Annotated in this window: 26 protein-coding genes; 16 read left to right on the plus strand and 10 right to left on the minus strand. The window is 55.0% G+C overall.

Annotation, left to right across the window (positions count from 1 at the left end):
- Positions 1–7: 7 nt before the first annotated feature.
- Together groL and EKL30_RS17295 are read right to left on the minus strand one after the other, a co-directional pair.
- Positions 8–1,657, minus strand: a complete 1,650-nt coding sequence (gene groL, locus EKL30_RS17290; protein WP_126708491.1) for a chaperonin GroEL — start codon at positions 1,655–1,657, stop codon at positions 8–10.
- Positions 1,658–1,687: 30 nt separating this feature from the next.
- Positions 1,688–1,975, minus strand: a complete 288-nt coding sequence (locus EKL30_RS17295) for a co-chaperone GroES (RefSeq protein ID WP_126708492.1) — start codon at positions 1,973–1,975, stop codon at positions 1,688–1,690.
- Positions 1,976–2,285: 310 nt separating this feature from the next.
- Between EKL30_RS17295 and EKL30_RS17300 the strand changes: the two genes are divergently transcribed.
- Complete coding sequence (locus tag EKL30_RS17300; protein WP_126708493.1) at positions 2,286–4,760, plus strand: beta-glucosidase; 2,475 nt, start codon at positions 2,286–2,288, stop codon at positions 4,758–4,760.
- A gap of 101 nt (positions 4,761–4,861) precedes the next feature.
- Here the strand turns inward: EKL30_RS17300 and EKL30_RS17305 are convergent, their stop codons facing one another.
- Positions 4,862–5,248: a VOC family protein gene (locus EKL30_RS17305; protein ID WP_126708494.1), complete on the minus strand. Its 387-nt coding sequence runs from the start codon at positions 5,246–5,248 to the stop codon at positions 4,862–4,864.
- Positions 5,249–5,518: 270 nt separating this feature from the next.
- Between EKL30_RS17305 and EKL30_RS17310 the strand changes: the two genes are divergently transcribed.
- From EKL30_RS17310 to EKL30_RS17320, 3 genes are read left to right on the plus strand one after another with little or no spacing between them, the layout of a single operon-like run.
- Positions 5,519–7,243: a S8 family peptidase gene (locus EKL30_RS17310; protein ID WP_126708495.1), complete on the plus strand. Its 1,725-nt coding sequence runs from the start codon at positions 5,519–5,521 to the stop codon at positions 7,241–7,243.
- A 33-nt stretch (positions 7,244–7,276) separates the two neighbouring features.
- Positions 7,277–8,623 carry a hypothetical protein gene (locus EKL30_RS17315; protein ID WP_126708496.1) on the plus strand — a complete coding sequence of 449 codons (1,347 nt, stop codon included), beginning with the start codon at positions 7,277–7,279 and terminating at the stop codon, positions 8,621–8,623.
- Positions 8,624–8,644: 21 nt separating this feature from the next.
- Positions 8,645–9,040: a VOC family protein gene (locus EKL30_RS17320; protein ID WP_126708497.1), complete on the plus strand. Its 396-nt coding sequence runs from the start codon at positions 8,645–8,647 to the stop codon at positions 9,038–9,040.
- A gap of 60 nt (positions 9,041–9,100) precedes the next feature.
- On the opposite strand, the gene EKL30_RS17325 is transcribed toward EKL30_RS17320, so the two are convergent.
- Entirely contained in the window at positions 9,101–9,415 is a 315-nt protein-coding gene (locus EKL30_RS17325; RefSeq protein ID WP_126708498.1) for a DUF3303 domain-containing protein, read from the minus strand.
- 28 nt (positions 9,416–9,443) lie between these two features.
- Positions 9,444–10,790, minus strand: coding sequence for a sorbosone dehydrogenase family protein (locus EKL30_RS17330; RefSeq protein WP_126708499.1), 1,347 nt, complete (start codon positions 10,788–10,790; stop codon positions 9,444–9,446).
- A gap of 147 nt (positions 10,791–10,937) precedes the next feature.
- On the opposite strand from EKL30_RS17330, the gene EKL30_RS17335 reads away from it, so the two are divergent.
- The 5 genes from EKL30_RS17335 (at position 10,938) to queD (ending at position 13,631) form a co-directional block, all read left to right on the plus strand.
- Positions 10,938–11,345 (plus strand): cytochrome c family protein, encoded by a 408-nt coding sequence (locus EKL30_RS17335; protein WP_126708500.1) that lies wholly within the window; start codon positions 10,938–10,940, stop codon positions 11,343–11,345.
- A gap of 41 nt (positions 11,346–11,386) precedes the next feature.
- The gene (locus EKL30_RS17340; RefSeq protein WP_126708501.1) at positions 11,387–11,734 is read left to right on the plus strand and encodes a cupin domain-containing protein; all 348 of its coding nucleotides are present in this window, start codon (positions 11,387–11,389) and stop codon (positions 11,732–11,734) included.
- A 116-nt stretch (positions 11,735–11,850) separates the two neighbouring features.
- Positions 11,851–12,483, plus strand: coding sequence for a 7-carboxy-7-deazaguanine synthase (gene queE / locus EKL30_RS17345; protein WP_126708502.1), 633 nt, complete (start codon positions 11,851–11,853; stop codon positions 12,481–12,483).
- Between the two features lies 1 nt (position 12,484).
- Positions 12,485–13,195: a 7-cyano-7-deazaguanine synthase QueC gene (gene queC, locus EKL30_RS17350; protein ID WP_126708503.1), complete on the plus strand. Its 711-nt coding sequence runs from the start codon at positions 12,485–12,487 to the stop codon at positions 13,193–13,195.
- Positions 13,188–13,631 (plus strand): 6-carboxytetrahydropterin synthase QueD, encoded by a 444-nt coding sequence (queD, locus tag EKL30_RS17355; protein ID WP_126708504.1) that lies wholly within the window; start codon positions 13,188–13,190, stop codon positions 13,629–13,631. The genes queC and queD overlap by 8 nt, the downstream gene beginning before the upstream one ends.
- On the opposite strand, the gene purT is transcribed toward queD, so the two are convergent.
- Positions 13,628–14,833: a formate-dependent phosphoribosylglycinamide formyltransferase gene (purT, locus tag EKL30_RS17360; RefSeq protein ID WP_126708505.1), complete on the minus strand. Its 1,206-nt coding sequence runs from the start codon at positions 14,831–14,833 to the stop codon at positions 13,628–13,630. The genes queD and purT overlap by 4 nt on opposite strands.
- 125 nt (positions 14,834–14,958) lie before the next feature.
- On the opposite strand from purT, the gene EKL30_RS17365 reads away from it, so the two are divergent.
- A complete protein-coding gene (locus EKL30_RS17365; protein WP_126708506.1) occupies positions 14,959–15,402 on the plus strand; it encodes a universal stress protein in 444 nt (147 codons plus the stop codon).
- A gap of 21 nt (positions 15,403–15,423) precedes the next feature.
- Here the strand turns inward: EKL30_RS17365 and EKL30_RS17370 are convergent, their stop codons facing one another.
- Complete coding sequence (locus tag EKL30_RS17370) at positions 15,424–15,903, minus strand: SRPBCC family protein (RefSeq protein ID WP_126708507.1); 480 nt, start codon at positions 15,901–15,903, stop codon at positions 15,424–15,426.
- Positions 15,904–15,906: 3 nt separating this feature from the next.
- Positions 15,907–16,530, minus strand: coding sequence for a sigma-E factor regulatory protein RseB domain-containing protein (locus tag EKL30_RS17375; RefSeq protein WP_126708508.1), 624 nt, complete (start codon positions 16,528–16,530; stop codon positions 15,907–15,909).
- A 216-nt stretch (positions 16,531–16,746) separates the two neighbouring features.
- On the opposite strand from EKL30_RS17375, the gene EKL30_RS17380 reads away from it, so the two are divergent.
- Positions 16,747–17,976 (plus strand): MFS transporter, encoded by a 1,230-nt coding sequence (locus EKL30_RS17380; protein ID WP_126708509.1) that lies wholly within the window; start codon positions 16,747–16,749, stop codon positions 17,974–17,976.
- Positions 17,977–18,006: 30 nt separating this feature from the next.
- Positions 18,007–19,056 (plus strand): NADP-dependent oxidoreductase, encoded by a 1,050-nt coding sequence (locus tag EKL30_RS17385; RefSeq protein WP_126708510.1) that lies wholly within the window; start codon positions 18,007–18,009, stop codon positions 19,054–19,056.
- 76 nt (positions 19,057–19,132) lie between these two features.
- On the opposite strand, the gene EKL30_RS17390 is transcribed toward EKL30_RS17385, so the two are convergent.
- Complete coding sequence (locus EKL30_RS17390; protein WP_126708511.1) at positions 19,133–19,582, minus strand: DUF2214 family protein; 450 nt, start codon at positions 19,580–19,582, stop codon at positions 19,133–19,135.
- 157 nt (positions 19,583–19,739) lie between these two features.
- Between EKL30_RS17390 and EKL30_RS17395 the strand changes: the two genes are divergently transcribed.
- The 4 genes from EKL30_RS17395 to ahpF all read left to right on the plus strand — a co-directional run bounded on the left by EKL30_RS17395 (position 19,740) and on the right by ahpF (position 24,433).
- Complete coding sequence (locus EKL30_RS17395; protein WP_126708512.1) at positions 19,740–20,909, plus strand: PHB depolymerase family esterase; 1,170 nt, start codon at positions 19,740–19,742, stop codon at positions 20,907–20,909.
- Between the two features lie 238 nt (positions 20,910–21,147).
- The gene (locus EKL30_RS17400) at positions 21,148–21,924 is read left to right on the plus strand and encodes a TorF family putative porin (protein WP_126708513.1); all 777 of its coding nucleotides are present in this window, start codon (positions 21,148–21,150) and stop codon (positions 21,922–21,924) included.
- Between the two features lie 228 nt (positions 21,925–22,152).
- Complete coding sequence (gene ahpC, locus EKL30_RS17405; protein ID WP_126708514.1) at positions 22,153–22,716, plus strand: alkyl hydroperoxide reductase subunit C; 564 nt, start codon at positions 22,153–22,155, stop codon at positions 22,714–22,716.
- Between the two features lie 121 nt (positions 22,717–22,837).
- Positions 22,838–24,433, plus strand: coding sequence for an alkyl hydroperoxide reductase subunit F (gene ahpF, locus EKL30_RS17410; protein WP_126708515.1), 1,596 nt, complete (start codon positions 22,838–22,840; stop codon positions 24,431–24,433).
- On the opposite strand, the gene EKL30_RS17415 is transcribed toward ahpF, so the two are convergent.
- On the minus strand, positions 24,434–25,345 hold the full coding sequence (locus EKL30_RS17415; protein ID WP_126708516.1) for a LysR family transcriptional regulator: 912 nt from the start codon (positions 25,343–25,345) through the stop codon (positions 24,434–24,436).
- Positions 25,346–25,409: the final 64 nt, after the last annotated feature.

Genomic DNA, 25,409 nt, shown 5'->3' on the forward strand with positions numbered 1-25,409 from the left:
AGCTGGCTTAGAAGCCGCCCATACCACCCATACCGCCCATACCACCCATATCGGGCATACCGCCACCTGCTGGCTTGTCTTCCACGATTTCGGCAACAGCGACTTCAGTCGTCAGCAACAGGCTGGCAACGGAGGCAGCGTTTTGCAGCGCAGTGCGGGTAACCTTGGTAGGATCCAGCACGCCTTGCTCAACCAGGTCACCGTACTCGCCAGTTGCAGCGTTGTAACCGTAGTTGCCCGTACCGTTGGCCACATTGTTGACAACCACGCTTGGCTCTTCGCCAGCGTTAGCCACAATGGTGCGCAATGGAGATTCAATAGCACGCAGAACCAGCTTGATACCAGCGTCTTGGTCGGCGTTGTCGCCCTTGACCAAAGCAACAGCAGCGCGTGTGCGGATCAGTGCTACGCCGCCGCCAGGAACGATACCTTCTTCGACAGCAGCGCGTGTTGCATGCAGAGCATCTTCAACGCGAGCTTTCTTTTCCTTCATTTCGATTTCGGTAGCTGCACCGACACGAATCACCGCAACACCGCCTGCCAGTTTGGCGACGCGTTCCTGCAGTTTTTCGCGATCGTAGTCGGAAGAGGCTTCTTCGATTTGAGTGCGGATTTGTTTAACGCGCGCTTCAATCGATTTGCTGTCGCCAGCGCCGTCGATGATAGTGGTGTTTTCTTTGGCCACTTCGATGCGTTTTGCCGAACCCAATTCTGCCAGCGTAGCTTTTTCAAGCGACATGCCGGTTTCTTCGGAGATAACCACGCCGCCGGTCAGGATGGCGATGTCTTCGAGCATGGCCTTGCGGCGATCGCCGAAACCAGGAGCCTTAACCGCTGTAGTCTTGAGGATGCCGCGGATGTTGTTCACAACCAGGGTAGCCAACGCTTCGCCTTCGACGTCTTCAGCAACGATCAACAGAGGACGGCTGGACTTGGCAACTTGTTCCAGAATAGGAAGCAGGTCGCGGATGTTGGTGATTTTCTTGTCGAAAATCAGAACATACGGGTCTTCCAGCACGGAAACTTGTTTGTCAGGGTTGTTAATGAAATAAGGCGACAAGTAGCCGCGGTCGAATTGCATGCCTTCGACGACGTCAAGTTCGTTTTCCAGCGATTTGCCGTCTTCGACGGTAATAACGCCTTCTTTGCCGACCTTGTCCATTGCGTTGGCAATGATTTCGCCGATCGAAGCATCGCTATTAGCCGAAATCGAGCCAACTTGGGCGATTTCTTTGCTGGTTGTGCAAGGCTTCGACAGTTTCTTCAGCTCTTCAACAGCCACGGCAACGGCTTTGTCGATACCGCGCTTCAGGTCCATTGGGTTGATGCCGGCGGCAACGTACTTGAGGCCTTCTTCAACGATGGATTGAGCCAGCACAGTAGCTGTAGTGGTACCGTCGCCAGCAGCGTCGGAAGTCTTGGAAGCGACTTCTTTCACCAACTGTGCGCCGATGTTTTCGTATTTGTCTTTGAGTTCGATTTCTTTAGCAACCGACACGCCGTCTTTAGTGACGGTAGGGGCGCCGAAAGAGCGATCCAGAACTACGTTGCGACCCTTGGGGCCCAATGTGGTCTTAACAGCATTTGCGAGAGTGTTAACGCCACGGACGATACGTACACGTGCGTCATCACCAAATAGAACTTGCTTAGCAGCCATTGTAGAATTCCTTACTTGATTCGTTTGTAATTACAGGACTACGGCGAGGATTTCGTCTTCGCGAATGACGAGGAGCTCTTCGCCATCAATCTTGACGGATTGGCCGGCGTACTTGCCGAATAGAACCTTGTCGCCCGCTTTCAAATCAACTGGAACCACTTTGCCGTCATCGGTTTTTTTACCGGGACCAACTGCAATGACTTCACCTTGATCGGGCTTTTCAGCGGCGCTTTCAGGGATAACAATACCCGAGGCGGTTGTCCGCTCGTTGTCCAGACGTTTGACGATCACGCGATCGTGCAAAGGACGCAGTGCCATGAAGGAACTCCTGTTTTATATGTATTGATGAAAAATAAGCGTTGTTCAGGGTGTTAGCAGTCAACCCCTTCGAGTGCTAATTATAAGGACGATGTTGGGATCTTCAAGGGGGTAAGCTCGATCTGTTACGTTTTGATGCAAGTCCTCGGTTGATTTTCATTGAGTGCCGAATCCAGATACTGCGTTAACCAGGCCGGCCTGCGCGACCTACGGCACGTCAGAAAATATATCGACTTGTCTCCGGCGCCCGGTGCTAGACTCGTATTTCGCGCCGCTTTCACAGACGCGTAAGCCCTGGACCGGAGCTCTTATGGGATCCTTCCCGCTATGCCGCAAGCGCGCGTTTCCTGGTGCAGTGTTCATTGCTGCGATCGCTTTAGCCGGGTGCGCGAGCGGTCCGGTGCCCCATGGCAAACTGTCAACTTCCCCCGATGCCGTGCCGTGGATGGTAAAGTCATTGGCGCCCGAGCAGCGTGCCGACTTGCTGCTTGCGGGCATGAGTTTCGAGCAGAAGGCCCAACAGTTGACCGGCGCAATGCCCGAGATCGTTCCCGAACTGCCCCAATGCAAAGGCGCGCGACATGTCACGGGCATTCCTGCTTTGCACATTCCTACGCTGCGCATCACTAACGGTCCGGTCGGTATCGGCCAGAACGATTGCGTCGCACTCGACACGCCCCCCCGGATGGTTTACCTGAATGGCCTGCATGTTGATGAAGCAGTTTATTTCGACGCCTCTTCGGCCAAGGCAACAGCCGTCCCTTCATCGATTGCCGTAGCCGCCTCTTTCGACCCGACGGTGGCCACCGCCTTCGGCGAACTGATCGGCGAAGAGGGCAGCCGTCTGGCGCTGCACGTGTTCGAGGCGCCCGGCATGAATCTGGCGCGCCTGCCGCTGGCTGGCCGTAACTTCGAGTACAAGGGCGAAGACCCGTACCTGGCTGGCGTCATGTCCGTGGCCGAGACGCGCGCCGTGCAGGGCAAGGGCCTCATTGCCGTCGCCAAGCATTACGTCGGCAACGAACAAGAAGTAAACCGGATGTCGGTATCCGAGCGCATCCATCCGCAGGTGCTGCATGAACTGTACTTGCTGCCCTTCGAGATGGCGGTGAAAGATGGCGAAACCGGCGCCGTCATGTGCTCCTACAACGCGCTCAACGGAGCGTTTGCCTGCGAAAACGCGGAGATGCTTACCGAGATCCTACGCCGCCAGTGGGGCTTCCAGGGCTACGTGCAGTCGGACTTCTTCGCTGCCAAAAGCACCGCCAAGGCGATGCGCGCTGGACTCGACCACGAAATGCCATTGCCGCAGTTTTTCGCGCCGGACAAGCTGCGCGCCGCGTTGGATGCCGGTGAGCTAACGATGGCCGACATCGACATCGCGTTGCGGCGCCGGTACGTGCAGATGTTTAAGTTCGGTGTCTTTGACCGCCCGATCGTGCAGCGGTCGCTGGACGTCGAGGACGGCGGCAGGAAGGGGCGTGCCATGGGGGTCCAGACTGCAGTGCTGCTGCAGAACAACGGCGCCCTGCCTTTAGCGCGCGATGTGCGAGAGGTGCTGCTGGTCGGCAAGTCGAGCCAGATCTACGCACAGCAGGCGGTGGCCGGCGGATCAATGGTAGGCAAGGTGATGGGGGCCGGTGGCGGCAGCTCTGATGTTGTACCGTTTTACACCGTCACGCCCGTCGAAGGCCTACGCAATGTCTTTTCCCGGTCCGGCAATGCATCGGTTCAAGTGCAACTCGCATTGGTGGACGACGCCAATCGCGGCGCCACACTTGATGGCAAAGCCGCCCGTTTCGACGATGTGCTGAAGGCGGCGGCCAGCGCAGACGCGGTCGTGATCATGGCTGGCACCGTCGCCGAAGAAGGCGCCGACCGCGCCAGCTTCGGTGACAAGACGGGCGCAACGCTTACCGCACGAGGCGATTCCCTGGATTGGTATGCGCCAATACCCAAGGCGATTTCATATAACGGCGGGGACAATGCGGGCCGCGACAGCCGCAGCATCGCGATGATCGACCGCTTGTTGGGAACGAGATCTGCGACCACGCGCCCGATGCATGTCAAGACAGCACTGGTGCTCAAGGACAATGCCGGCGTTCCCTTACCGGCACGCTGGCTTGGCGCGCGCGGACCAGCGATGCTCGAGGTCTGGTTCCCAGGACAAGAGGACGGCAACATCGTGGCCGATCTGCTGCTGGGCATCCACAACCCCTCGGGCAAATTGCCCGTGACGTTTCCCATCGAGGGGCAGGGTTTCATGGAGACCATCTCCGCCAGCCAGTACCCCGGCGTGATGGACGGCAAAGGCATTCCCCATGTCGACTACAGCGAACGGCTGCAAATCGGCTACCGCTGGTACGACGCCAATAAAAAGCAGGCCGCGTTCGCTTTTGGCCATGGCCTGTCGTACACCACGTTTGCGATCCAGGCGCCGCGGCTGCATGCGCCTACTAGCCAAAACGCTGCCTATCGCGTCGAGGCGACAGTGCGCAATACCGGTGACCGTGCAGGCGCGGAGGTGATACAGGTCTACCTGTCTGTGCCTTCAGGCTCGGGCCTGCCGCAGCCACCGAAGCGGCTTGTCGGCTTCAGCAAGGTCGTGCTCGAGCCCGGCGCCAGCGAACGCGTAAGCATCAATATCGATCCAGCCGCCAGCCACCATCCGCTGAGCGTGTGGGATGCGTCGCGAAGGGCATTCGTAATCCCGCCAGGCATCTATACGGTATGGGTCGGCAACGCCTCCGACCGTCTGGTTAACGCTGGAACCTTCAAGCGCTAGCAGGAAATTCGGCAAGGGTGGACGGTTCGTCTCCTAAAGATCGAAGCCAGGGCTCGTAAGGAACGATGGCTCCGTCAGTGCCTTGCCGTACGCGCGACAATTCAGTTTTGCCGGGCGATCTGAATGAGATTCCCGCAGGTGTCGTCGAAAATTGCCGTGGTGATCGAACCCATGGCAATCGGTGCCTGAGTAAAGTAAACACCAGCATCGCAAAGCCGGGCATATTCGGCTTGCACATCTTCGACGCCGAAGGACGTATACGGAATTCCGTCTTGCTTCAGCGCAGACTTGAACGGTTTCACAGCAGGATGACCGTCAGGTTCTAGCAGCAACTCAACGCCATCGGGATCGCCAGGCGAAGTCAGAGTGATCCACCGATGCTCGCCCATAGGAATGTCATGCTTTACTTCAAAGCCCAATACGTCCCGGTAAAAGGCCAATGCTTTCGCCTGGTCGTCAACGAGCACACTCGTTACAACAATCTTCATAGATTTCTCCTCGTATTAATGCGGGAATCCTGTTTGCCAAGGGTGGACCTCACACCTTGACAACCGGACCTGGTGCCGCAGGCCGCCCGGCCTGAAAGGAGCTTGGGGCCGCTATCGACGATGGTAACACTCGCAGGCCAGCCGCTTTCAGCACTGCGGCGAATTGACGTTGCGTAACATCGCCGAGTGGATTTATGCTGATATGCAGAGATTTGGGCGGGGCACACGCGGTCCAATGCAATGGCGCCTTTTCTTCAACAAGGAGTCGTAATGGTTACTGAAAAGAAATCAAAAAGACGTCCACCCAAGAAGAAATTGGAAGCTTTCCAGGCAGACGATGGAATTGGCGACCGGATAGCGCGTACTACGGCGCCGCGCCAGCTCGATGATCCGATAAAAAGGGCTCAATGGAATCTACCCGACCTTGATAGCCCAGACGAAACCGGCTCATATATTATTGAGTTAAATGTACAGCACGCCTTGGGCTTGGCGGGAGCCGCCCATGATTTTATTGGTCTCTACGATCGCGTTGTTCGCCCCGACGAAAGGCCGGGCAAACCTAGGACGAAGGCCAATTCACCTGGCGTTCGGAATCGGGTGCCGCTTCAGATTGCCAAGTCCTATTTTCGATGCGATTTCAAAGAGCAGGAGTGGCGCCGCATTGTCGGGCTCGACGAGCAGAAGCCAATGTCCGAGCGCGCGATCTACAGAATATGGCCTGATTTTCCGGTAAAAGCCAACACAGATAGATCCGTTGCGACAATTAAAGGGGATGCCGCCCTTAGGTCATTTGCTGCGACTGGCGAACAAATAACCTGGGCGGTCATTGATTCCGGCGTCGATGCCAGCCATCCGCATTTTGGCAGAGGCGATCGCGGTCCGGATCGTCAAAATCATGCGCTATTGTCCAAAGAGGTGGCCGATCTGCATCGCAGTTTTAGCAGCATCCACGAAGAAGTCAAAGGCAGCTTCCTGGATAAAGGCGTATTGGCGAGCCCGGATTGGGATCCCGCCTTGACTGCCGATCAGCGCGACAAACTGATGGACGAACACAGGAAGTGGGCGTTAAGCGACCATTATGGGCATGGTACACATGTTGCGGGCATTATCGCTGGCGAGGCGCCCGGCGGCGGCATCGACATTTGTGCACTCGAGCGCCAATACACGATGGATGCCGAGGGAGGCAAGGCGTCGCAAAGCTTTGGTGAGCGTTCGTTGTCGAACACTAAACCGCGGGGCGTCGCTCCAAAATGCAAGATTATTAGTTTGCGGGTTTTGGACCGACTTGGAAAAGGCCGTTCCAGTGATGTGATCCAGGCTCTTGAATACCTACGTGAAAAAATAAATGACAATCCAAAGCTCATGCGCGTGCATGGTGTCAATTTAAGCGTAGGGTACGAGTTCGATCCCGAAATGTTCGCCGCCGGGCAAAGCCCGTTATGCGTAGCTGTTGATAGATTGGTGCAAGAAGGTGTTGTCGTGGTTGTTGCGGCAGGCAATACGGGTTTCGGCACGGTTGCCGTTGGGATACACACGACGAGCCTGGGCATTTCCAATAGCATCAACGACCCCGGGAATGCGTCTCAAGCCATTACTGTGGGCTCGACACATCGCGACTCGCCGCATACGTATGGCGTATCGTATTTCTCATCAAAAGGCCCGACTGGCGATGGCCGCTTAAAGCCAGACCTGGTTGCGCCCGGGGAGCGTATCACCTCGTGTGCGGCAGGTGAAAAACTGGCTCAAGCGCTCGTCGACAGCAAAAGGGATATCAACGGGAACGTGGCGTATTACGTTGACGATAGCGGCACCAGCATGGCGGCCCCGCATGTCTCTGGCGCGATCGCCGCATTTTTGTCCGTGCGGCGCGAGTTTATCGGTAAGCCACTTGAGGTGAAACGAATTTTTCTTGATAGCGCCACGCCTTTAGGTCGTGAACGATACTTCGAGGGGCATGGGCTTGTTGATCTTATGCGGGCTCTTCAACTGGTTTAAGGTTTGCACAGCTATCCAAAATAGGGGGGCAATATGTCGTTTACGCACTTTGATGTCGAGTTCACCAAGGACGGTAACGTCTTCGATAACGCCCAGGTCGATGCGGTGCTAACCAGCCTGCCGAACTTCACTGACTTGTTGGTCGTGTCGCATGGCTGGAATAACGACATGCAGGAAGCCAGGCTGCTGTACGAAAATTTTTTCAAGAGCGTTGACCAGCTTCTCGACATCAAGGCGGTAGAAGGGCTAGCCGAACGGAAGTTCGGGGTAATTCGCTTGTTCTGGCCCAGCAAAAAGTTCGCCGATGAGGATCTGCTACCAGGCGGCGGCGCTGCCAGTGCCATACGCCAGAGTGACGATTCATTGATTGTCTTCCTTGAACGTATGAAATCTGATCCGGCACGCCTGGGCGGCCCTGGGAAAACTGACAAGCACGTGCCGAACAAAAAGCGGGTGACCGCCATCAATGCGGCGCAGGCCCTGGTGCCGAAATTGGAGACCGACAAGAGCGCGCGGAGCAAATTCGTAACGCTGCTGCGCTCCATTCAGGATCCGTCATTTGCCCATACCGATGATGGATCCAAGGAGTTCTTTGCGTTGAAGCCAGAGGAATTGTTCGAGGCGTTTTCGGATGGTGTGGCACCGCTCTCTGCGAGCGCCGAATTCGGTGGTGCCAGAGCCGTGGTCGGCTCGGCGAGGCCCGCCCATGGCGGCGATGCCGCTATTGCGGATATGGTCAGCGGCATTAAAGCCGCGGCGCGGCGAATCGCCAACTTTGCCACTTACAACGAAATGAAGCAGCGTGCAGGCTTGGTCGGGTCAAGCGGCGTCGCACCATTAATAGGCCGCATTCGCGATCGAAAAAAAGATATTAAGGTGCATTTTGTCGGCCATAGTTTTGGAGGGCGCCTTGTGACAGCCGCGGCAAACGCCTTGCCCAAAGGCACACCTTCGGTTTCCGTTTCGTTGCTGCAAGCCGCGTTTTCGCATAATGGTCTGGCAACCAAATTCGATGACAAACATGACGGTCAATTTAGCGCCTTGGTCGCTGAAAAACGCGCCTCCGGTCCCATCATCATTACCCATACCAAGAATGATCGCGCCGTAGGCGTTGCCTATCCGCTGGCGTCGCGAATTTCGCTGGATCAGGCCAGTGCTTTAGGCGATGAGAACGATCCCTACGGCGGGATGGGGCGTAATGGAGCCCAAAAAATGGGGCCCGAAACGATTGCCGGCACATTGCTCAGGCCCGGTCAGCAATACGCTTTTGTGTCGGGCCAGGTTTATAACCTGAACGCGGACGACATCATTACCGACCATGGCGATGTTACTAACGAGTCGGTCGCTTATGCCGTATTGAATGCAGTAAAAGCCATTTAGGGCGCGGTTTGGTGGTTTACTATGGAAACAGAATCGGAACCGCGCTTTGAAGCGCTGAGCGCGATCACGCTGGTCACGAGCGACATGGAACGGGCGCTGCGCTTTTATGGGGCGCTGGGATTTCCCATGGAATACGGAGGCCCTAACGAGGCATTCACTTCATTTAAAATCGGCACGTCTTACCTTAATCTGATCGCGCAAGCGCACGCGCCGATCAATGGGTGGGGTAGGGTGATTATCTACGTTTCGGATGTGGACGCGTTATACCGGAAGGTGCTGGCTCTGGGGCTCAAGCCGGCATTTGCTCCGAGCGATGCACCGTGGGGAGAGCGTTACTTTCACGTTAACGATCCCGACGGGCATGAGTTAAGTTTTGCACGGCCGCTGCGCCGTACACCGCTAGCCGCAGATCGTTAACTGGCTTCAATGCTGTGCCCGGTTGGAACCTTGATGTCGTGAGGTCACACCTATCGAAGCTCACTTAGGCTGTAGTCCATCGCGCCAGGCAATTGCTTCCAGTTCGACCCTCACCGCATCCTCGACGGGGATCACCGGTCGTGCCTGGAACTCAAACGCGGGCCAGGTGGAACAGGCTTTATGAACGGCCAACGGATCGTCACAGTCCACCAACATGTGCCCACCCCACTCGCCCACTCGCACAACGAAGAGCTCAATCTTGAAACTGTCCGGTGCTTTCCATTGAGTGAATACTTCGAGTATGCGCCGTTGAGCATTCTCATACTCCATAGCTGATCCTTGCGGACGTTCGTACCAACTGATCATGTACTTCATTAGTGTTCTCCTAATTAGTGGCGGCAACTCATTGCTCTGGAGCGACACGCCATATGACATTGCCCACATCATCCGCGACCAGTAAGGCGCCTCGGTTGTCGATCGCCACACCCACGGGTCGGCCTTGTGCTTTCCCTTCGCCGTTGAGAAAGCCTGTCAGAATGTCCTGAGGCATGCCGTTCGGCTTGCCGTCCTTAAAGGGTACGAATACGACTTTGTATCCGCTCGGCGGCTCTCGGTTCCAAGAACCGTGCATGCCGATAAAAGCACCTCCGCGATACCGTTCGGGAAATAACTCCGCGTTATAAAACGCGAGACCCAGCGACGCCGTGTGGGCTCCCAGGGCATAATCTGGCTTTATGGCTTTCGCGACGAGGTCAGGCCGCTGCGGCTGCACACGCGTATCAACGATATTGCCGTAGTAGCTGTAGGGCCAGCCGTAGAAAACACCCTTTTTCACCGAGGTGAGATAGTCAGGAACCAGATCACTGCCGAGTTCGTCTCGTTCATTGACGACCGTCCATAACTCATTCGATTCCCGCTCCCAGTCCATGCCATTAGGATTTCGGAGTCCCGTGGCGAATAGGCGCTTTTCTCCTCCTGGAAGGTCGATCTCCCAAATGGCGGCTCGGCCCTCTTCTTGATCCAGACCGTTCTCGCCGACGTTGCTGTTGGACCCGACTGTCGCATACAGCCGCTGTCCATTTGATGACGCAACGATGTTCTTCGTCCAGTGATGGTTCAATGGCCCCGCTGGCAGATCGGTCACTTTTTCGCCAGCGGCGTCGATGCGCGTATCGCCCTCCGTGTAGGGGAAACGGACTACTCCATCTGTGTTCGCGACGTATAAATGGTTCTTGACTAGCGCCATACCGAAGGGTGATGTCAGCTTCTCCAGAAACGGCTGCTTGATCTCCGCATGGCCGTCGCCGTCTTGATCGCGCAACAGTGTGATGCGGTCGGCACTGGGTGTGCCGGCGCCCGCCTTTTTCATGAAGTGGCCCATGATCTTGAGCTTGAACTTTTCGTCCTCAGCGGGGCGCTTGGGCGCATTGGTTTCGGCAACCAACACATCGCCATTAGGCAGGACGTAAAGCCACCGCGGATGGTCGAGGCCGCTTGCATATCGGCTGACTTGCAGGCCTTGCGCAGGTAGCGGAGCGGCTCCTTCCGGCCAACCCACAGCTTCGGCCACGTTGACGGTGGGTATGAGGGCTCTCTGCGGCTCCGGAAGCTGAGGATCGGGACCATAACCGGCGTTTTCTGGCAATCGCGACGTCTGCGCGCAAGCCCCCAGTACGGTCAGAGCCGTCACGGCGACTAAGGTACACAATCCTGTGCGCGGAGTTTGCCAGAGCGCGTGTGCTTTTTTCATGTTTTTCTCCGGTATCTTGATGTCTGAAGCAGCAGGTTGCATGCCATGCTCCTTCGCCGTACTCGTAGTGCGACTCGCTGAAGCTAAATACCGGGCGGATGATTGGGACCTGCATCGGTTTCCCATATATGGGACGTGGTGGCATTCATGAAAGTCCTGCCAAGCTTGTCGCCATCTGATTACGCCGATTGGGACAAACGGCATGCTCCGGTGTCGGCGCGGTCGCCCGAATTTCCGGCAACAGCGCCGATGGTGGATCAGCCACTCGGCGACATAGCGGCCGGGCGGCAGGCGCTGCAGCAGTACTTATGCACAACATGTCATGTAATCCCGGGAATCGTGGGGGCAAATAGCCATATTGGTCCCTCTCTCAGTGGTATTGCTGATCGCCAATACATCGCCGGCGTACTGCCTAATACGCCAGCTAATATGGTGCAATGGATACAGAAGCCCAGCGCCATCGCCCCTTTGTCGGCGATGCCGGACTTGGGCGTGACCGAAAAAGATGCGCGCGACATGGCGGCCTTCTTCTATACGCTTGGTAAGAAGGAATAGCGAATCAGGTGCCCGTGCGACAGTTTTTCCTAAGGGGAATCATGTTAGTAAATTTGTTTGATAATTTGCCCTTGGATACGTCACAAGAGACCTTCGACGGAATGCTCAATGTGCCCGGCTTGCGAATTGAACGCATTGTCTCTCACGGCCAGGCAAGTCCTCCGGGATTTTGGTATCAACAGTCCTGGGATGAGTGGGTGATCGTCTTGAAAGGGCAAGCCACGCTACAGATCGAAGGGAAGGAGAATTTGGCGCAGCTTAGGGCGGGCGACCATTATTGGTTGCCAACCGGTTGCAGGCATCGTGTCGTTCGCACGTCGCATGATGGTCCTACGATCTGGCTGGCTGTTCACCGGCAAGTCGTCCTCGCCGGTGAGCACGTATCCTGACACAGTAACCCGTCCGATCCGGCAGCACCCGGGAACGGGTTACGGAATCGCCATATACAATAACGTTATCAAGGCAAGCCCATCCCTCGAGGCTTGATTGAAACGGTAAAGTAGCTGTGACTTATTCGGTTAAAGAGATTTTTCTTACCCTGCAAGGGGAAGGTGCCCAGGCCGGGCGGCCCGCCGTCTTCTGTCGGTTTTCAGGCTGCAACCTGTGGACAGGACGTGAACAGGATCGCGCCATGGCGCAATGTCAATTTTGCGATACTGACTTTGTCGGCACAGACGGCACATTGGGCGGCAAATATAAAACTGCGGATGAACTGGCTGACCTTATTCAGGCCACTTGGGGGGTGAATCCCAGACACCGCTTCGTCGTATTCACTGGCGGCGAACCCTTGCTTCAACTTGACACGTCATTGATAAATGCGCTTCATGAGCGCGAGTTCGAAATCGCGGTGGAAACTAACGGAACGGTTCTGCCGCCGCCTGGCATCGATTGGCTTTGCACCAGCCCCAAGGCGGGCACCGACTGGATTCTTCGTCAGGGGCAAGAACTCAAGCTGGTTTTTCCGCAGCCGGGCATCGATCCGGCCGATTTCGAAGAGCTGCCCTTCGATGAGTTCTGGCTGCAACCGATGGACGGACCCGATCAGGCGGCCAATACCCAGGCGGCGATCGAATATTGCCTGTCGCACCCACGTTGGCGCTTGAGCATTCAAACTCATAAATTAATCGGAATTCGATAGTATGTCCCGCGCACTTGTACTTTTTTCTGGCGGTCAGGATTCGACCGCATGCTTGGCCTGGGCTCTGGACCGGTATTCGAAGGTTGAAACCGTAGGCTTCAACTATGGTCAACGCCATGTCGTTGAAATGGAATGCCGGCAGAACGTACTGGGTGAATTCAAAAGCCAATTCCCTGACTGGGTTGAGCGTCTGGGCGATGATCATGTGCTCGATCTTAGTCTGCTGGGTCAGTTATCAGACTGCGCGCTTACCGCGGAAAAGGAAATAGCCTTTGCCGACAACGGACTGCCCAACACCTTCGTTCCCGGGCGCAACCTGATTTTCCTGACGTATGCCGCAGCGCTGGCTTATCGCCGTGGTATCGATGCCTTAGTGGCTGGAATGTGCGAGACCGACTATTCCGGTTATCCAGATTGCCGTGACAACACGATGCAAGCGCTGCAACTGGCGTTGAACTTGGGAATGGAACAACACTTCCGTATTGAAACGCCCCTGATGTGGCTGGACAAGGCCGCAACATGGCGCCTTGCGGAAGACATTGGCGGAAATAAACTTATTGCCTTGACGCAGGAATATACGCACAGCTGTTACCTCGGGGATCGTTCCGTCCGACACGACTGGGGCTATGGTTGCGGAACCTGTCCGGCGTGCGAGCTGCGCGCACGCGGTTACAAGCAGTTCGTTGCGCAGGGTGGGTCCAGCCATGACTAGTATTACTCGCAAGCTGGAATTTGACGCAGGCCACCGCATACCCGATCATCGTAGCCAATGCAGGAATCTGCATGGACACCGCTATGTCCTGGAAATTACCCTGGAAGGCGAGGTGATTGCGGCCCCTGGCGAATCCGACAACGGCATGGTGATGGATTTCTCCGAAATCAAGGCAATTGCGAAGGAGCATATTGTCGACCGGTGGGATCATGCCTTTCTGGTATTTCGGGGCGATACGGCGGTGGTCGACTTTCTTGAATCGCTTGGTAATCACAAGACCGTTATCGTCGACAGCATACCTACCGCCGAAAATTTGGCGCACTTGGCTTTCGATACCCTTGCGCCCGAATACGCCCATAAATTCGGCGGTAATCTGCATCTAAGCCGTGTGCGGTTGTATGAAACACCCAACTGCTGGGTCGATGTTGTTGCCTAGCTGGCAGCCCTGACCTTTACGCATAGCGCCGCCTTTTTTGCGCGTTCGCGGGCCGCGTTTACATCGTCGTCATAAGCCAGGGCAACGCCCATGCGGCGCTTCTTGAAACTTTCCGGCTTGCCGAACAAGCGCAGTTCAGTTTGCGCAACGCGTAATGCTTCGTCGACCCCTTCAAAGACGACGCCCTGCGCGTCGAGGCCGCCGTATATCACTGCGCTGGCGCCTGGGCTTTTAAGCGCGGTACTGACGGGCAGGCCCAAAATGGCACGGGCGTGCAGTTCGAATTCGTTCTGCCACTGGGTGATCATGGTTACCAGACCCGTATCGTGGGGACGGGGACTGACCTCGCTAAACCAGACTTCTTCGCCTTTAACGAACAGCTCGACCCCAAATATGCTTTGACCGCCTAAGTTATCCGTTACGCTCCGCGCGATTTGCTGCGCTTTAAGCAGAGCTGCGGGGTGCATGGGATGGGGCTGCCAACTTTCCACATAATCGCCCGCGACCTGGGTATGCCCGATGGGTTCGCAGAAGTGAGTTTCTACCTGGCCATCCGGCCCAAGCGCCCGCACGGTCAGAAGCGTAATCTCGTAGTCAAAGTCGATGAAGCCTTCCACGATGACGCGTGCGCCGCTGACCCGTCCGCCAGCCATTGCGTAATCCCATGCAGCCTGAACATCTTGGGGACCATCGATCTTGGTTTGACCTTTGCCCGAGCTGCTCATGGCGGGTTTCACGACGCAGGGGTAGCCGATGGCATCGTCAATGGCCGCCTGCAACTCGTTTATGGAATCGCAAAAGCGGTACGGGCTGGTGGAAAGACCCAGCGTTTCAGCGGCCAGCCGTCGAATGCCTTCACGGTCCATCGTCAGGCGCGCGGCGCGTGCGTTCGGTATGACGCGTACCTGTCCCGCGGCTTCCAGGGTTTCAAGGACTGATGTAGCAATGGCCTCGATTTCGGGTACGACGATATCTGGCTTTTCTGTCGTGATGAGCGCCGTGAGTTGTGCAGGATCGCTCATGGCAATGGTTCGGGCATGGTGGGCGACCTGGTGCCCCGGTGCATTCGAATAGCGGTCGACGGCTACCGTTTCCACCCCGAGCCGTTGCAGTGCGATCAGCACTTCCTTGCCGAGCTCGCCAGATCCCAGCAGCATTACTTTGGTGGCAGAAGGGGATAGTGGGGTTCCGATAGTGGTCATATGGCGCTCTCCAGGCCGGGTGAAAGTGTAAATTGTACGTGGAGCTTAGGAGTCGCGATCTACAATCAAACCGTGTTTCTTCATGGCGGCCTGATAAACCCATAAGTCCAAGAAAGGAGATGTCAATGTACAAGCATATTCTTTTGCCTACCGACGGCTCTACGGCATCTGAAGCCGCCATCCAGGCGAGCTTCCAGCTCGCCCAGCAATTGAATGCCAAAATCACCGGGCTGTATGTGATTCCGGAGTTCCATACGTTTACTTATAAGACTGAAATGCTGGAAGACACCCGGGCTCGATATGACAAGGAAAGCGAATTGGAAGCCAAGAAAATCCTGTCATCGATTGATCAGATGGCCCAAAAGACGGGTGTCAGCTGCAGCACCATGTATGTCGTATCCGACGATCCCTACGACGCCATTATCCAGGTAGCGAAAGATAATCAATGCGACCTGATTACCATGGCATCGCACGGCCGAAAAGGGATCAAGGGTCTTTTGCTAGGCAGCGAAACGCAAAAGGTATTGATTCATAGTCGGATACCTGTGCTTGTTTACCGGGAATTGTAGGTCGCTGTCGACCTATGCGGTTTAGCTGTGTGTCAGGCCGACTAGACGTGTTTTCAGTAGAACAGCCAGGCCTTCGGCTCCCTGCCGCATGACTTGATTATGGTTCCACGTGAACAGTGGCCTTGCCACAGGCCCGAGCAGATTCATCCAGGTTCGAGTTGTGCGCACGCGCCATTCATATCGTACGACCGTAACAGGCGATTCATCGACGAAATACCAGCAGCCTGTTCCCTCGAGTTCCCCGGTGGCAAGTCCTTCCAGTACCTGCAGGGGTACCGCGCGCAGTACACAGATGTTGAATGTCAATCGATATGGAAGATGGCCTTTCCACGTAAAGCGCCATAATGCGCCGATTCCCTCGGGGTCGCCTGGGTTGATTTCATCGACTTTTTCGACGTTCTTCCACCACGTTGGCCATTCGGAGCAGCAGAAAATGGCATCGGATACTTGTGCCAGCGGCGCTTCAATGCGCCAGATCGTGATGAATCGAAATTCAGCCATGGTCTAGAGGTCAAAAAAGCCAAGAGGAAACTCGGGGTCGACAAGCAGGCCGCTTATTTCGACCTGTTCCAGCAATCGCCCTCCAGCGTTGTAACTCGCTACCCTGACGGGAAAACCCGTCGCCGAATCCAGCCAAAGCTGGTATTGGTGTATTTCGCCCAACGAAAACTTGCCGTCTCCTTTGATCACAAGGTGTATGGCATTTTGTCCCTCGATGGACTGGGTGCCGACCCGTTCTGTGCTTCCGCGGGACGCCAGTAACTTGGCATTCTCGAATAGGTAGCCGACATCTGATCGGTCGATGCGCTGCCCCGACGGACTCTTGATCATGCGGTTATCGGGATCCAGAGTGAATACTGGCAAGCGTTGAAAGCCGAACGGCCAAAGCTTGGCTTTTTTTTGGGTCGGATCATAAATGAGTACCGCTCCTTTGAAGGGCTTCTCAAAATCGACCCGGACGTAGCCAGGCTTCTTGAAGGAGTACAGCATGACGTCGGTGCTGCTACCACTGCTGGTCTGTACTTTCATTTGATAGGAATCGACCCGCCGATAGTGCTCGACGGCGCTCTGGAGCGGATCGGTGGCGCCCGAAAGAAACAACGAGACCATCAAAAGTTCTCCGAACATAATTATTCGATGTCCTGAATGTCTACCGGAACCGGAGGCTCGGTCGGCTGAGGAGGCAGCACCGCATGATGGTCCCCGTAGCAAGCATCGGTCCTAAGTGAGGTTCACAGCAGCCTCGTGCCGGGCAGCGGCACTTACGCCCGGCTATGATAGGGCTTCCAAAGTTGCGACGAAGTCTGTAACTGCAATCGAAGCAAGAATTATAAGAATGTCGACATGATCCCCGCTGAAAATTGCGCCGAAAAGGCGCCCATCACATCAGCCAAAAAAAGACTGGCCGGACAGCTCTTGCTTGGTCTTAGCCTAATGCTTATTGCCTTTAATTTACGGCCCGTATTCCCCAGCCTGTCGGTATTGCTGCCCGAAGTCATCCGGCAGACCAACCTGTCATCGTCGGGCGCGGGCTACCTGACCACGCTTCCTGTGTTGTGTCTGGGTCTATTTGCACCTTTTGCTCCGAGGCTTGCGCGGCGCATTGGCCCTGAACGCACCTTGCTAATTGCACTGGTTTTTCTGACGGCAGGAACAGCGTTGCGCGGCGTGGGGGACATCTATTCGCTGTTCGCTGGAACAGCCATGGCTGGCGGCGCCATCGCCATCGGGAATGTCTTGTTGCCCAGTGTTGTAAAGCGCGACTTTCCCAAGCATGCCGCCTTAATGACCGGTTTGTACACCATGGCCTTATGTGGGGGCGCCGCGTCGGCCGCCGCATTTACCCTGCCTGTTTCAGATTTGTTCAATGGCTCGTTGTCTGTCGGTCTTGCTTTCTGGGCCGTCCCGGCTGCCTTGGTGGCGCTAATCTGGGCACCGCTGGCTCTGCGCAGCGCTCCGGGGCCAGGTCGCGCCGCACATCGACCGGGCGGCTTGTGGCGCGATCCCTTGGCATGGAACGTGACTTTTTTCATGGGCTTGCAATCTGCTTTGGCGTATTGTCTTATGGGGTGGCTGGCCCCAATTCTACGAGATCGTGGCCTTGATGGACTGACAACCGGATTGATCGTCTCCGTGTCCATTATGGTGCAGGTCGTCACCTGTTTGCTCGTTCCTCCGCTGGCCGTTCGCTGCAAGGATCAACGAATTTTCAACGTTGTGCTGGCGGTTATCGCCGCAACGGCATTGCTCGGCTTGCTTTTTGCGCCCTTGTCCACGGTGTGGGCCTGGGCGATTTTGCAGGGCATAGGGCAGGGCGGACTCTTCGCTATCGCAATGACGGTCATCGTACTGCGGTCTCCAGATCCTATGGTCGCCGCCCAACTATCGGGAATGGCGCAGGGTATCGGATATTTGCTCGCTGCCTCCGGGCCTTTACTGATAGGGCTGTTACACGGCATAACTGGCGGGTATAGTGCTTCAGGGTGGGTTTTTGCAGCGCTCGGTTTAGGGGTGGCTGCGAGTGGTTGGCAGGCCGGCCGCGCTGCTTATGTAAGGCCGCATCGGCGTTCTTGAATATTCCGCTATTAACTGAAAGGGCGAAGTATGACTCAATCCAACACAATTAACCGTCGCATTGTCCTGGCATCGCGTCCTCACGGAGTTCCGACAGCAGACAACTTCCGGCTGGAACACGCTCCACTTCCACAACCGAAAGATGGCGAAATATTGCTGCGCACGGTTTACCTATCGCTAGATCCCTATATGCGAGGACGCATGAGCGATGCACCATCTTACGCGGCACCAGTGCAGGTCGGTGCCGTCATGGGCGCGGGGACGGTCAGCCGTGTTGTCGCCTCGAACCATGCTGATTATGCTGCTGGTGAATGGGTGGTAGCGCCGGGTGGTTGGCAAGACTATGCCATTTCGAATGGGGCTGGGCTGACGCGTCTGGGCAGCAATCCTGATCATCCCTCCTATGCGTTAGGAATATTGGGCATGCCAGGATTCACTGCCTATATGGGGTTGCTAGACATTGGTCAACCCAAGCGTGGAGAAACCCTTGTGGTCGCGGCATGTACCGGTCCGGTTGGCGCTACGGTTGGCCAAATCGGGAAACTGAAGGGTTGCCATGTTGTCGGCGTAGCGGGTGGTCCAGAAAAATGCCGGCACGCTATACAAGTGCTGGGGTTTGACGCCTGCGTAGACCATAAGGCGGACGATTTCGCCGAGCAGTTGGCCAACGCCTGCCCTGGCGGTATCGATGTTTATTATGAAAATGTCGGAGGCAAAGTGTTCGACGCCGTGCTTCCCTTGTTGAATACCTCGGCGCGAATTCCGGTGTGTGGATTGATCTCTTACTACAACATGACGTCGCCGCCCCAAGGTCCAGATCGCCTGGCTCAGTTTATGCGCACTGTTCTGACCAAACGGCTGAAAATACAGGGTTTCATTATTTTCGAAGACTATGCGTCGCGCTACGAGGAATTCGCGCAGGACATGAAGGTCTGGCTTGCGTCAGGCCAAATCAAGTATCGCGAGGATCTGGCCGAGGGGCTGGAGAACGCCCCCAATGCCTTCATAGGCATGTTGCTAGGCAAGAATTTCGGCAAGGTGGTCATACGTGTGGGGGCCGACGACAGTCCCACATCGTAGCGGGCTAATCCTTCGTCGACCGTTCGTGGCTACACCGAAGCGACGCTTGCAAGGCGGCGTCAGAAGCTGATGCCGCCTAAAGGCTTCCGACGCCTCGTGCCATTAATGCGGCGCATAGTATCAAGGCAGGCAATGCGGCCAATTCAAGATAAATGGTGACACGAAGCTTTCGCAGCTTATCGGGAGCAACATAGGGAATTCTGCCCGCTTTCAACGTGTGCCTCCATGACAAGAATTCGCGGGTCGGATAAATCGACAAGACGCCAATAATAATGAAAAGTGTCAGTTTCGCCATAAAAGGAACGTTACTAAGGTAATACGTGACCCCTTTGCCGAAGTAAACCACTCGCAATAAGCCTATGACCAATACCGCTGCGGCAGACAGGCCGAAAATGAGATCGGCGCGCTGCAGCTTTCGAGCGATAGAGGTGGAGAGAGTTTCCCGTATCAGCGCTAACTCCATCGCCAGGGCCGCCACCAGCGTAAAGGCGGCAATATGATGCAGAAAGGCGAACAACGAGTTCATGGCGAGCCTCCTTAGTTATTGTTGACGCGCTTCTGCAATATAAATCGACTTTGCGTCGGACAGTTCGTTTCATTTCGGTAACACGCAAAATTGTCAAAAACTGCCCGATGTATGGGATAGTGTATTCACTTTGGACGCGGGCCAGTATAGAGGGTATATGGCAAAAAAACTGAGCAATCTATTTTTTTCTACCGTCAAACGCATAGGGCGCATGCAGCGGCAAGCGCTGAAACTGACTATACGGCCTCCCGTCAAACGTGCGAAAGCGAAAGTCGTCAAGACGGCGAAAGCCAAATCTGCAAAACCCGTCAAACGGGCCCGCGCTACCACTACCCGGCTGCCATCTGGGCAGGTGCCAGCCGGATCCGGCACATGGCAGAACTTGAATTTCAAAACCTTGCCCTCGTCAACTGAACTGCTGGGGCGGCTGGCGTATTCGTTATATAGGCCAGCAATACAACCGACCGCCGGTATGCCACTTGTGGTGATGTTACATGGCTGTCAGCAGACTGCCTACGAAATGGCCATGGGGTCAAGAATGAATAAGTTGGCAGACAGTAAAGGTTTTGTGGTGCTGTACCCACAACAAAGTAAACGAGTTCAGGCCATGCGTTGCTGGCGCTGGTTTCAACCAGATGGTCCGCATGGTTGTGCCGAAGCCGACGCCATCGCTGATCTGGCAAGCGACATCGTGGCACGGTACAAGCTTGATGGCAGCAAGGTTTATGTGGCGGGATTATCGGCCGGGGCAGGTATGGCAGCGCTGGCGGCACTACGCAGGCCAGATGTTTTTGCAGCGGTTGCAATGCATTCTGGCGCCGTTCTGGGCGAAGCGCATAACGCGGCAACCGGACTGCAAGCCATGCGACGCGGAACCCTCAAGGATCCGTTAAGCCTAACGCCGCAGATTCTTAACGGTCACGTTCGCTTTCCCGGAATGCCGGCCATGATTCTTCATGGCCAGCAAGATCGTGTGGTGGCGCCACGCAATGCACGTCAGCTGACACAACAGTTCGTACATATAAACTGGCAGCTAACGAATGACCCGCTGGTCCCGACTACAGGAATACCGCGTCGTTCTGTGTCTGCGCTGGGCCTTGTCGACCCACCGCCCAGGAAGGGCGTGATGGCAGCAGGTACAGAACGGGAATATCTGCGAGAAGATTACATTCGCGGGCGTAAACCGATTGTACGGTTATGTTTGATTAAATCAGTCGGGCATGCCTGGAGTGGTGGAGACGGCAAATTGAAATTCCATGCCAAGGATGGCCCGAAAGCCAGCGCCGTAATCTGGCAATTCTTCACTATGCACCAGCGCCTTCTCTAGCGCGTGCATAGGCTTAAATGCTGAAAAGCACGGTGCGCACGCCAACAATCCTGTGGCTGGCCATTTTGGACATAAGCGTCGACTGCGCGAACGCCCCGCCGAGAGGCATCGCCCGTGCACTAAACCGAAGCAGAACTCGGGGTATCGGCTGCTATTTTGCAGCTAATGATGTACGGCTTTTTGGCACGGACTTTGCGTAAGCGTGGATACCTCTTTCCTTCTTTCAGGAGTTTGATCCATGAGTAAGCGTTCTCCTTTAGCATCTGGAATCGTAACCGCATGTCTTGGCATCGCCGCGATAAATCCAGCGCTTGCCCAAACAAGCCCCGATCCTGCTGCCGCCTCCGATTTTACGGTGAGCGCGAATGTGACCCTGGCCACTCAGTATCGCTATCGCGGCATTATGCAAACCAATAATAAGCCCGCCATACAAGGTGGTTTCGATGTCGCACACTCTAGTGGTTTTTACATAGGAAATTGGAATTCAAGTATCAGTTGGCTGGATGATTCAAATCCTGATGTATCAGCGGCGGTCGAAATGGACTTCTACGGTGGCTATAAGGGCACCATTGGGCAAGACCTCACATTTGATGTTGGCGCCTTGCAGTACTACTACCCGGGTAGCTATCCCGGCGGTTATACCAGCCCGGATACCACCGAACTTTACGTGGCGCTGGGCTATGGTCCCATCACCGCAAAATATTCGCATTCGCTCAGTAACTTATTCGGCGTACCAGATAGCAAAAACAGCCAATATTACGATTTAAGCGGAAAGTTTGATACCGGGGTGTGGGGACTGACTGTGAACGCTCATGTGGGCTATCAAAAGGTGCGAAACCTGGACGACGGTTCATATACCGATTGGCTGTTGGGTGTCAGCAAGGATTGGGGTCATGGTTTCTCGACCACGCTAGCCTATATCGATACCAATGCCAAGCGGAACGTCTATACGAACACCAAGGGAAAATACATTGGCAGCTCTACGGCCCTGCTAACATTGACCAAGAGTTTTTAAGTTCAACGGGCCCGTTCAAAGGGCCGTATTCCTTTCTTCTGGTTGAAAACTAGCCTGCAGTCCTCATGTACTTTAATAGTGGCATGGCGGCAGTAGGCTTTTTGGTTTTTTATTTGTTGCTTATAGCCAAAAGCAATCGAGTATATAAAAACTATCAATTATGGAAAATGATAGTTGTGACCTATACTGCAGTTGTGCTCAGTTTTTAACCACCAAAAGGAATACATAATGTCCCTGATCAATACGCAAATCAAACCTTTCAAAGCAACCGCATTCCACAACGGCAAGTTCGTTGACGTAAGCAGTGACTCAGTGGCTGGCAAGTGGTCGGTGTTCGTTTTCTATCCCGCCGATTTCACTTTCGTATGCCCGACAGAATTGGAAGATCTGGCTGAACAGTATGCTGAATTCCAAAAGATTGGCGTTGAAATTTACAGCGTTTCCACCGACTCGCATTTCTCGCATAAAGCATGGCACGATACGTCCGCCGCAATCGGGAAGGTACAGTACCCCATGATCGCCGACCCCACCCATGTTCTGGCCCGTAATTTCGAAGTTCTGATCGAAGAAGAAGGCATGGCACTTCGCGGTACTTTTGTTGTGAACCCTGAAGGCGAGATCAAAGTCATGGAAGTGCACGACAACGGTATCGGCCGTGTCGCCAGCGAGCTCCTGCGCAAGGTCAAGGCTGCTCAGTATATTGCTGCTCACCCAGGTGAAGTTTGCCCCGCAAAATGGGAAGAAGGCGCCAAAACGTTGACTCCTTCGCTTGATCTTGTTGGCAAAATCTAAGCGTTACTTAGCTATTCCGCTTGCGATAAGCAGGTAGTTAATACGTACCCGCTGCGCCCTGGCCATGAGCCGGTGGCGTGGCATATTCCCCGAATCCTCTTATCATGAAGGTCGATACGCTATGTTAGATACAAATCTCAAAACTCAGTTGAAATCCTATATGGAAATGGTCTCGCTACCTATCGAGATCGTCGCTTCGCTCGACGATAGCGCCAAGTCGCGCGAATTGCGCGAATTGCTGCAAGAGATCGAACTGATGTCTGACCGGATCACGCTAACAGAACGTAACGACGGCAATGAACGCAAGCCTTCATTCAGCATCAGTCGCAGTGGCACCGATATCCGCGTACAGTTCGCCGGTATCCCAATGGGACATGAGTTCACGTCGCTAGTGTTGGCCCTGCTGCAGGTTGGAGGACATCCGATCAAACTGGATGAAGCGGTCATTGAACAAATTCGCAATCTCGATGGCGACTACCAGTTCGAGACCTATTTCTCGCTGTCCTGCCAGAATTGCCCAGATGTCGTGCAAGCGCTCAATACCATGTCGGTCATCAATCCACGTATTCAGCACGTTGCGATCGACGGCGCTTTGTACCAGGACGAAGTCGAAGCCCGTCAAATTATGTCGGTTCCGACGATGTATGTAAACGGTGAAGTGTTCGGGCAAGGCCGCTCCAGTGTCGAAGAGATACTCGCCAAGCTTGATACGGGCGCTTCCAGCCGCAAGGCGGAAGAACTCAGTGCCAAAGAACCGTACGATGTTCTGGTGGTTGGCGGTGGTCCTGCTGGCGCTGCCGCAGCGGTCTACGCCGCGCGTAAAGGGATACGTACGGGTGTGGTGGGTGAACGCTTCGGCGGCCAGGTGCTTGACACCATGGCGATCGAAAACTTTATTTCCGTGAAGGAAACCGAGGGGCCCAAATTTGCCGCTGCCCTTGAAGAGCATGTCAGGGCATACGATGTGGATATTATGAATTTGCAGCAGGCCACCAGTCTTGTGCCTGGCAAGCTTATCGAAATAAAGCTCGAAAATGGCGGCGTACTGAAAAGCAAAACCGTTATTCTGTCGACGGGTGCACGCTGGCGCGAAATCAATGTGCCAGGCGAACGCGAATACCGTAACAACGGGGTTGCCTATTGCCCACACTGCGATGGGCCGCTATTCAAGGGTAAGCGCGTCTCGGTTATCGGTGGTGGCAATTCGGGAGTCGAAGCGGCGATCGATCTTGCTGGCTTGGTCAAGCATGTAACGTTGATCGAATACGGTGATGCCTTGCGCGCCGACGCGGTGCTGCAGCGCAAGTTATACAGTTTGCCTAACGTTACCGTGATCAAATCGGCTTTGACCACCGAAATTCACGGTGATGGCAAAAAAGTGAATGGTCTATCTTATAAAGACCGTGACTCCGGCGAAATCAAGAACGTTGAATTGGAAGGGGTTTTTATCCAGATCGGTCTGGTGCCTAATACCGAGTGGCTCAAGGGCACATTGGCTTTATCACGCCATGGTGAGATCGAAGTAGATGCCAAAGGTCAGACCTCGCTTCCGGGCGTATTCGCCGCGGGTGACGTTACTACGGTGCCCTACAAGCAGATCGTTATCGCGGCGGGTGATGGTGCAAAGGCAGCGCTCAGCGCCTTCGATCACCTGATACGCAGTTCGGTATCCGATGAAGAAGACCAGGCAGTCGCGGTTGAAAGCGCAACAGTTTGATTAACGACTGTGGCTGGACTCATCCAGCCAATGACCCCCTAATATGTCTTGGCATATTTCGATCCACGCTTGGGCAGCATGCGATAAGTAGCGGCCATTCCAAATATGTGCCACTTGCCACGGGATTTCAGGATCGACAATTCTTGCCAGCACAAGGCCCTCGGGGTTTAGCTTCTTGACGAATGGTTCGGGCAGCAGCGCTACGCCCATGCCCGCCCTGGCCATTTCTACGGTCCAATCCCATTGACTGCTTTGCGCCGCAACATTCGGTTCGAAGCCCGCCTGGCGGAATTCGCGTTGCAAGCGGCGCGTCAGCGCAAAATCATCTTTCAACAGTACCAATGGCATGTTGCGCAAAGCCTCCAAACGTAGGGTGTCTTTCTGAAGCCGGAAGGTCCCGGCTGCTCCAACGGCCCATACGTCGTGGGACGCTACTTGCACCGAGACAAGGTCCAGGGAGGAATCCGTCGGCATTATGCTCATACCGATTTCCAGTTCCCCTGCCGCCACTTGCCGTTCAATTTCCTGACCGGTATCTTCATGCAGCGTCAGGCTGATATGGGGATATTTTTCACGGAACATCTTTAGAACCGGTGTAAACAAAAGGTTGATCATCGGCGGAATTCCTACGTGCAACGTGCCTCGATTCAAGGCCTGTGTGTCGTGAATTTCCGTCGTCAGTCGTCGCATGGCCCCCAATACATCCTGAGCACGCTCATACATCACACGTCCTGTGTCGGTCAGGACAAGTTGACGTGAGTCGCGAATCAGCAGTGCTTCACCGACTTCCCCTTCCAGTTGACGGATCATTTTGCTGATAGTCGATTGGGTCACTTGCAGCGATGCAGCCGCTTGCGTGAAGCTGTTTAGCTGAACGGTTTCCACGAAATACCGTAAAGATCGTATGTCCAAAATAGCTCCTGTCGATAGACTCTGAACATGAATAATACGACTGAAAGCAGTGATTTTTATTCAT

The organism is Candidimonas sp. SYP-B2681 (genome assembly GCF_003971065.1).
In the GTDB taxonomy this organism is placed as follows: domain Bacteria; phylum Pseudomonadota; class Gammaproteobacteria; order Burkholderiales; family Burkholderiaceae_B; genus Pollutimonas.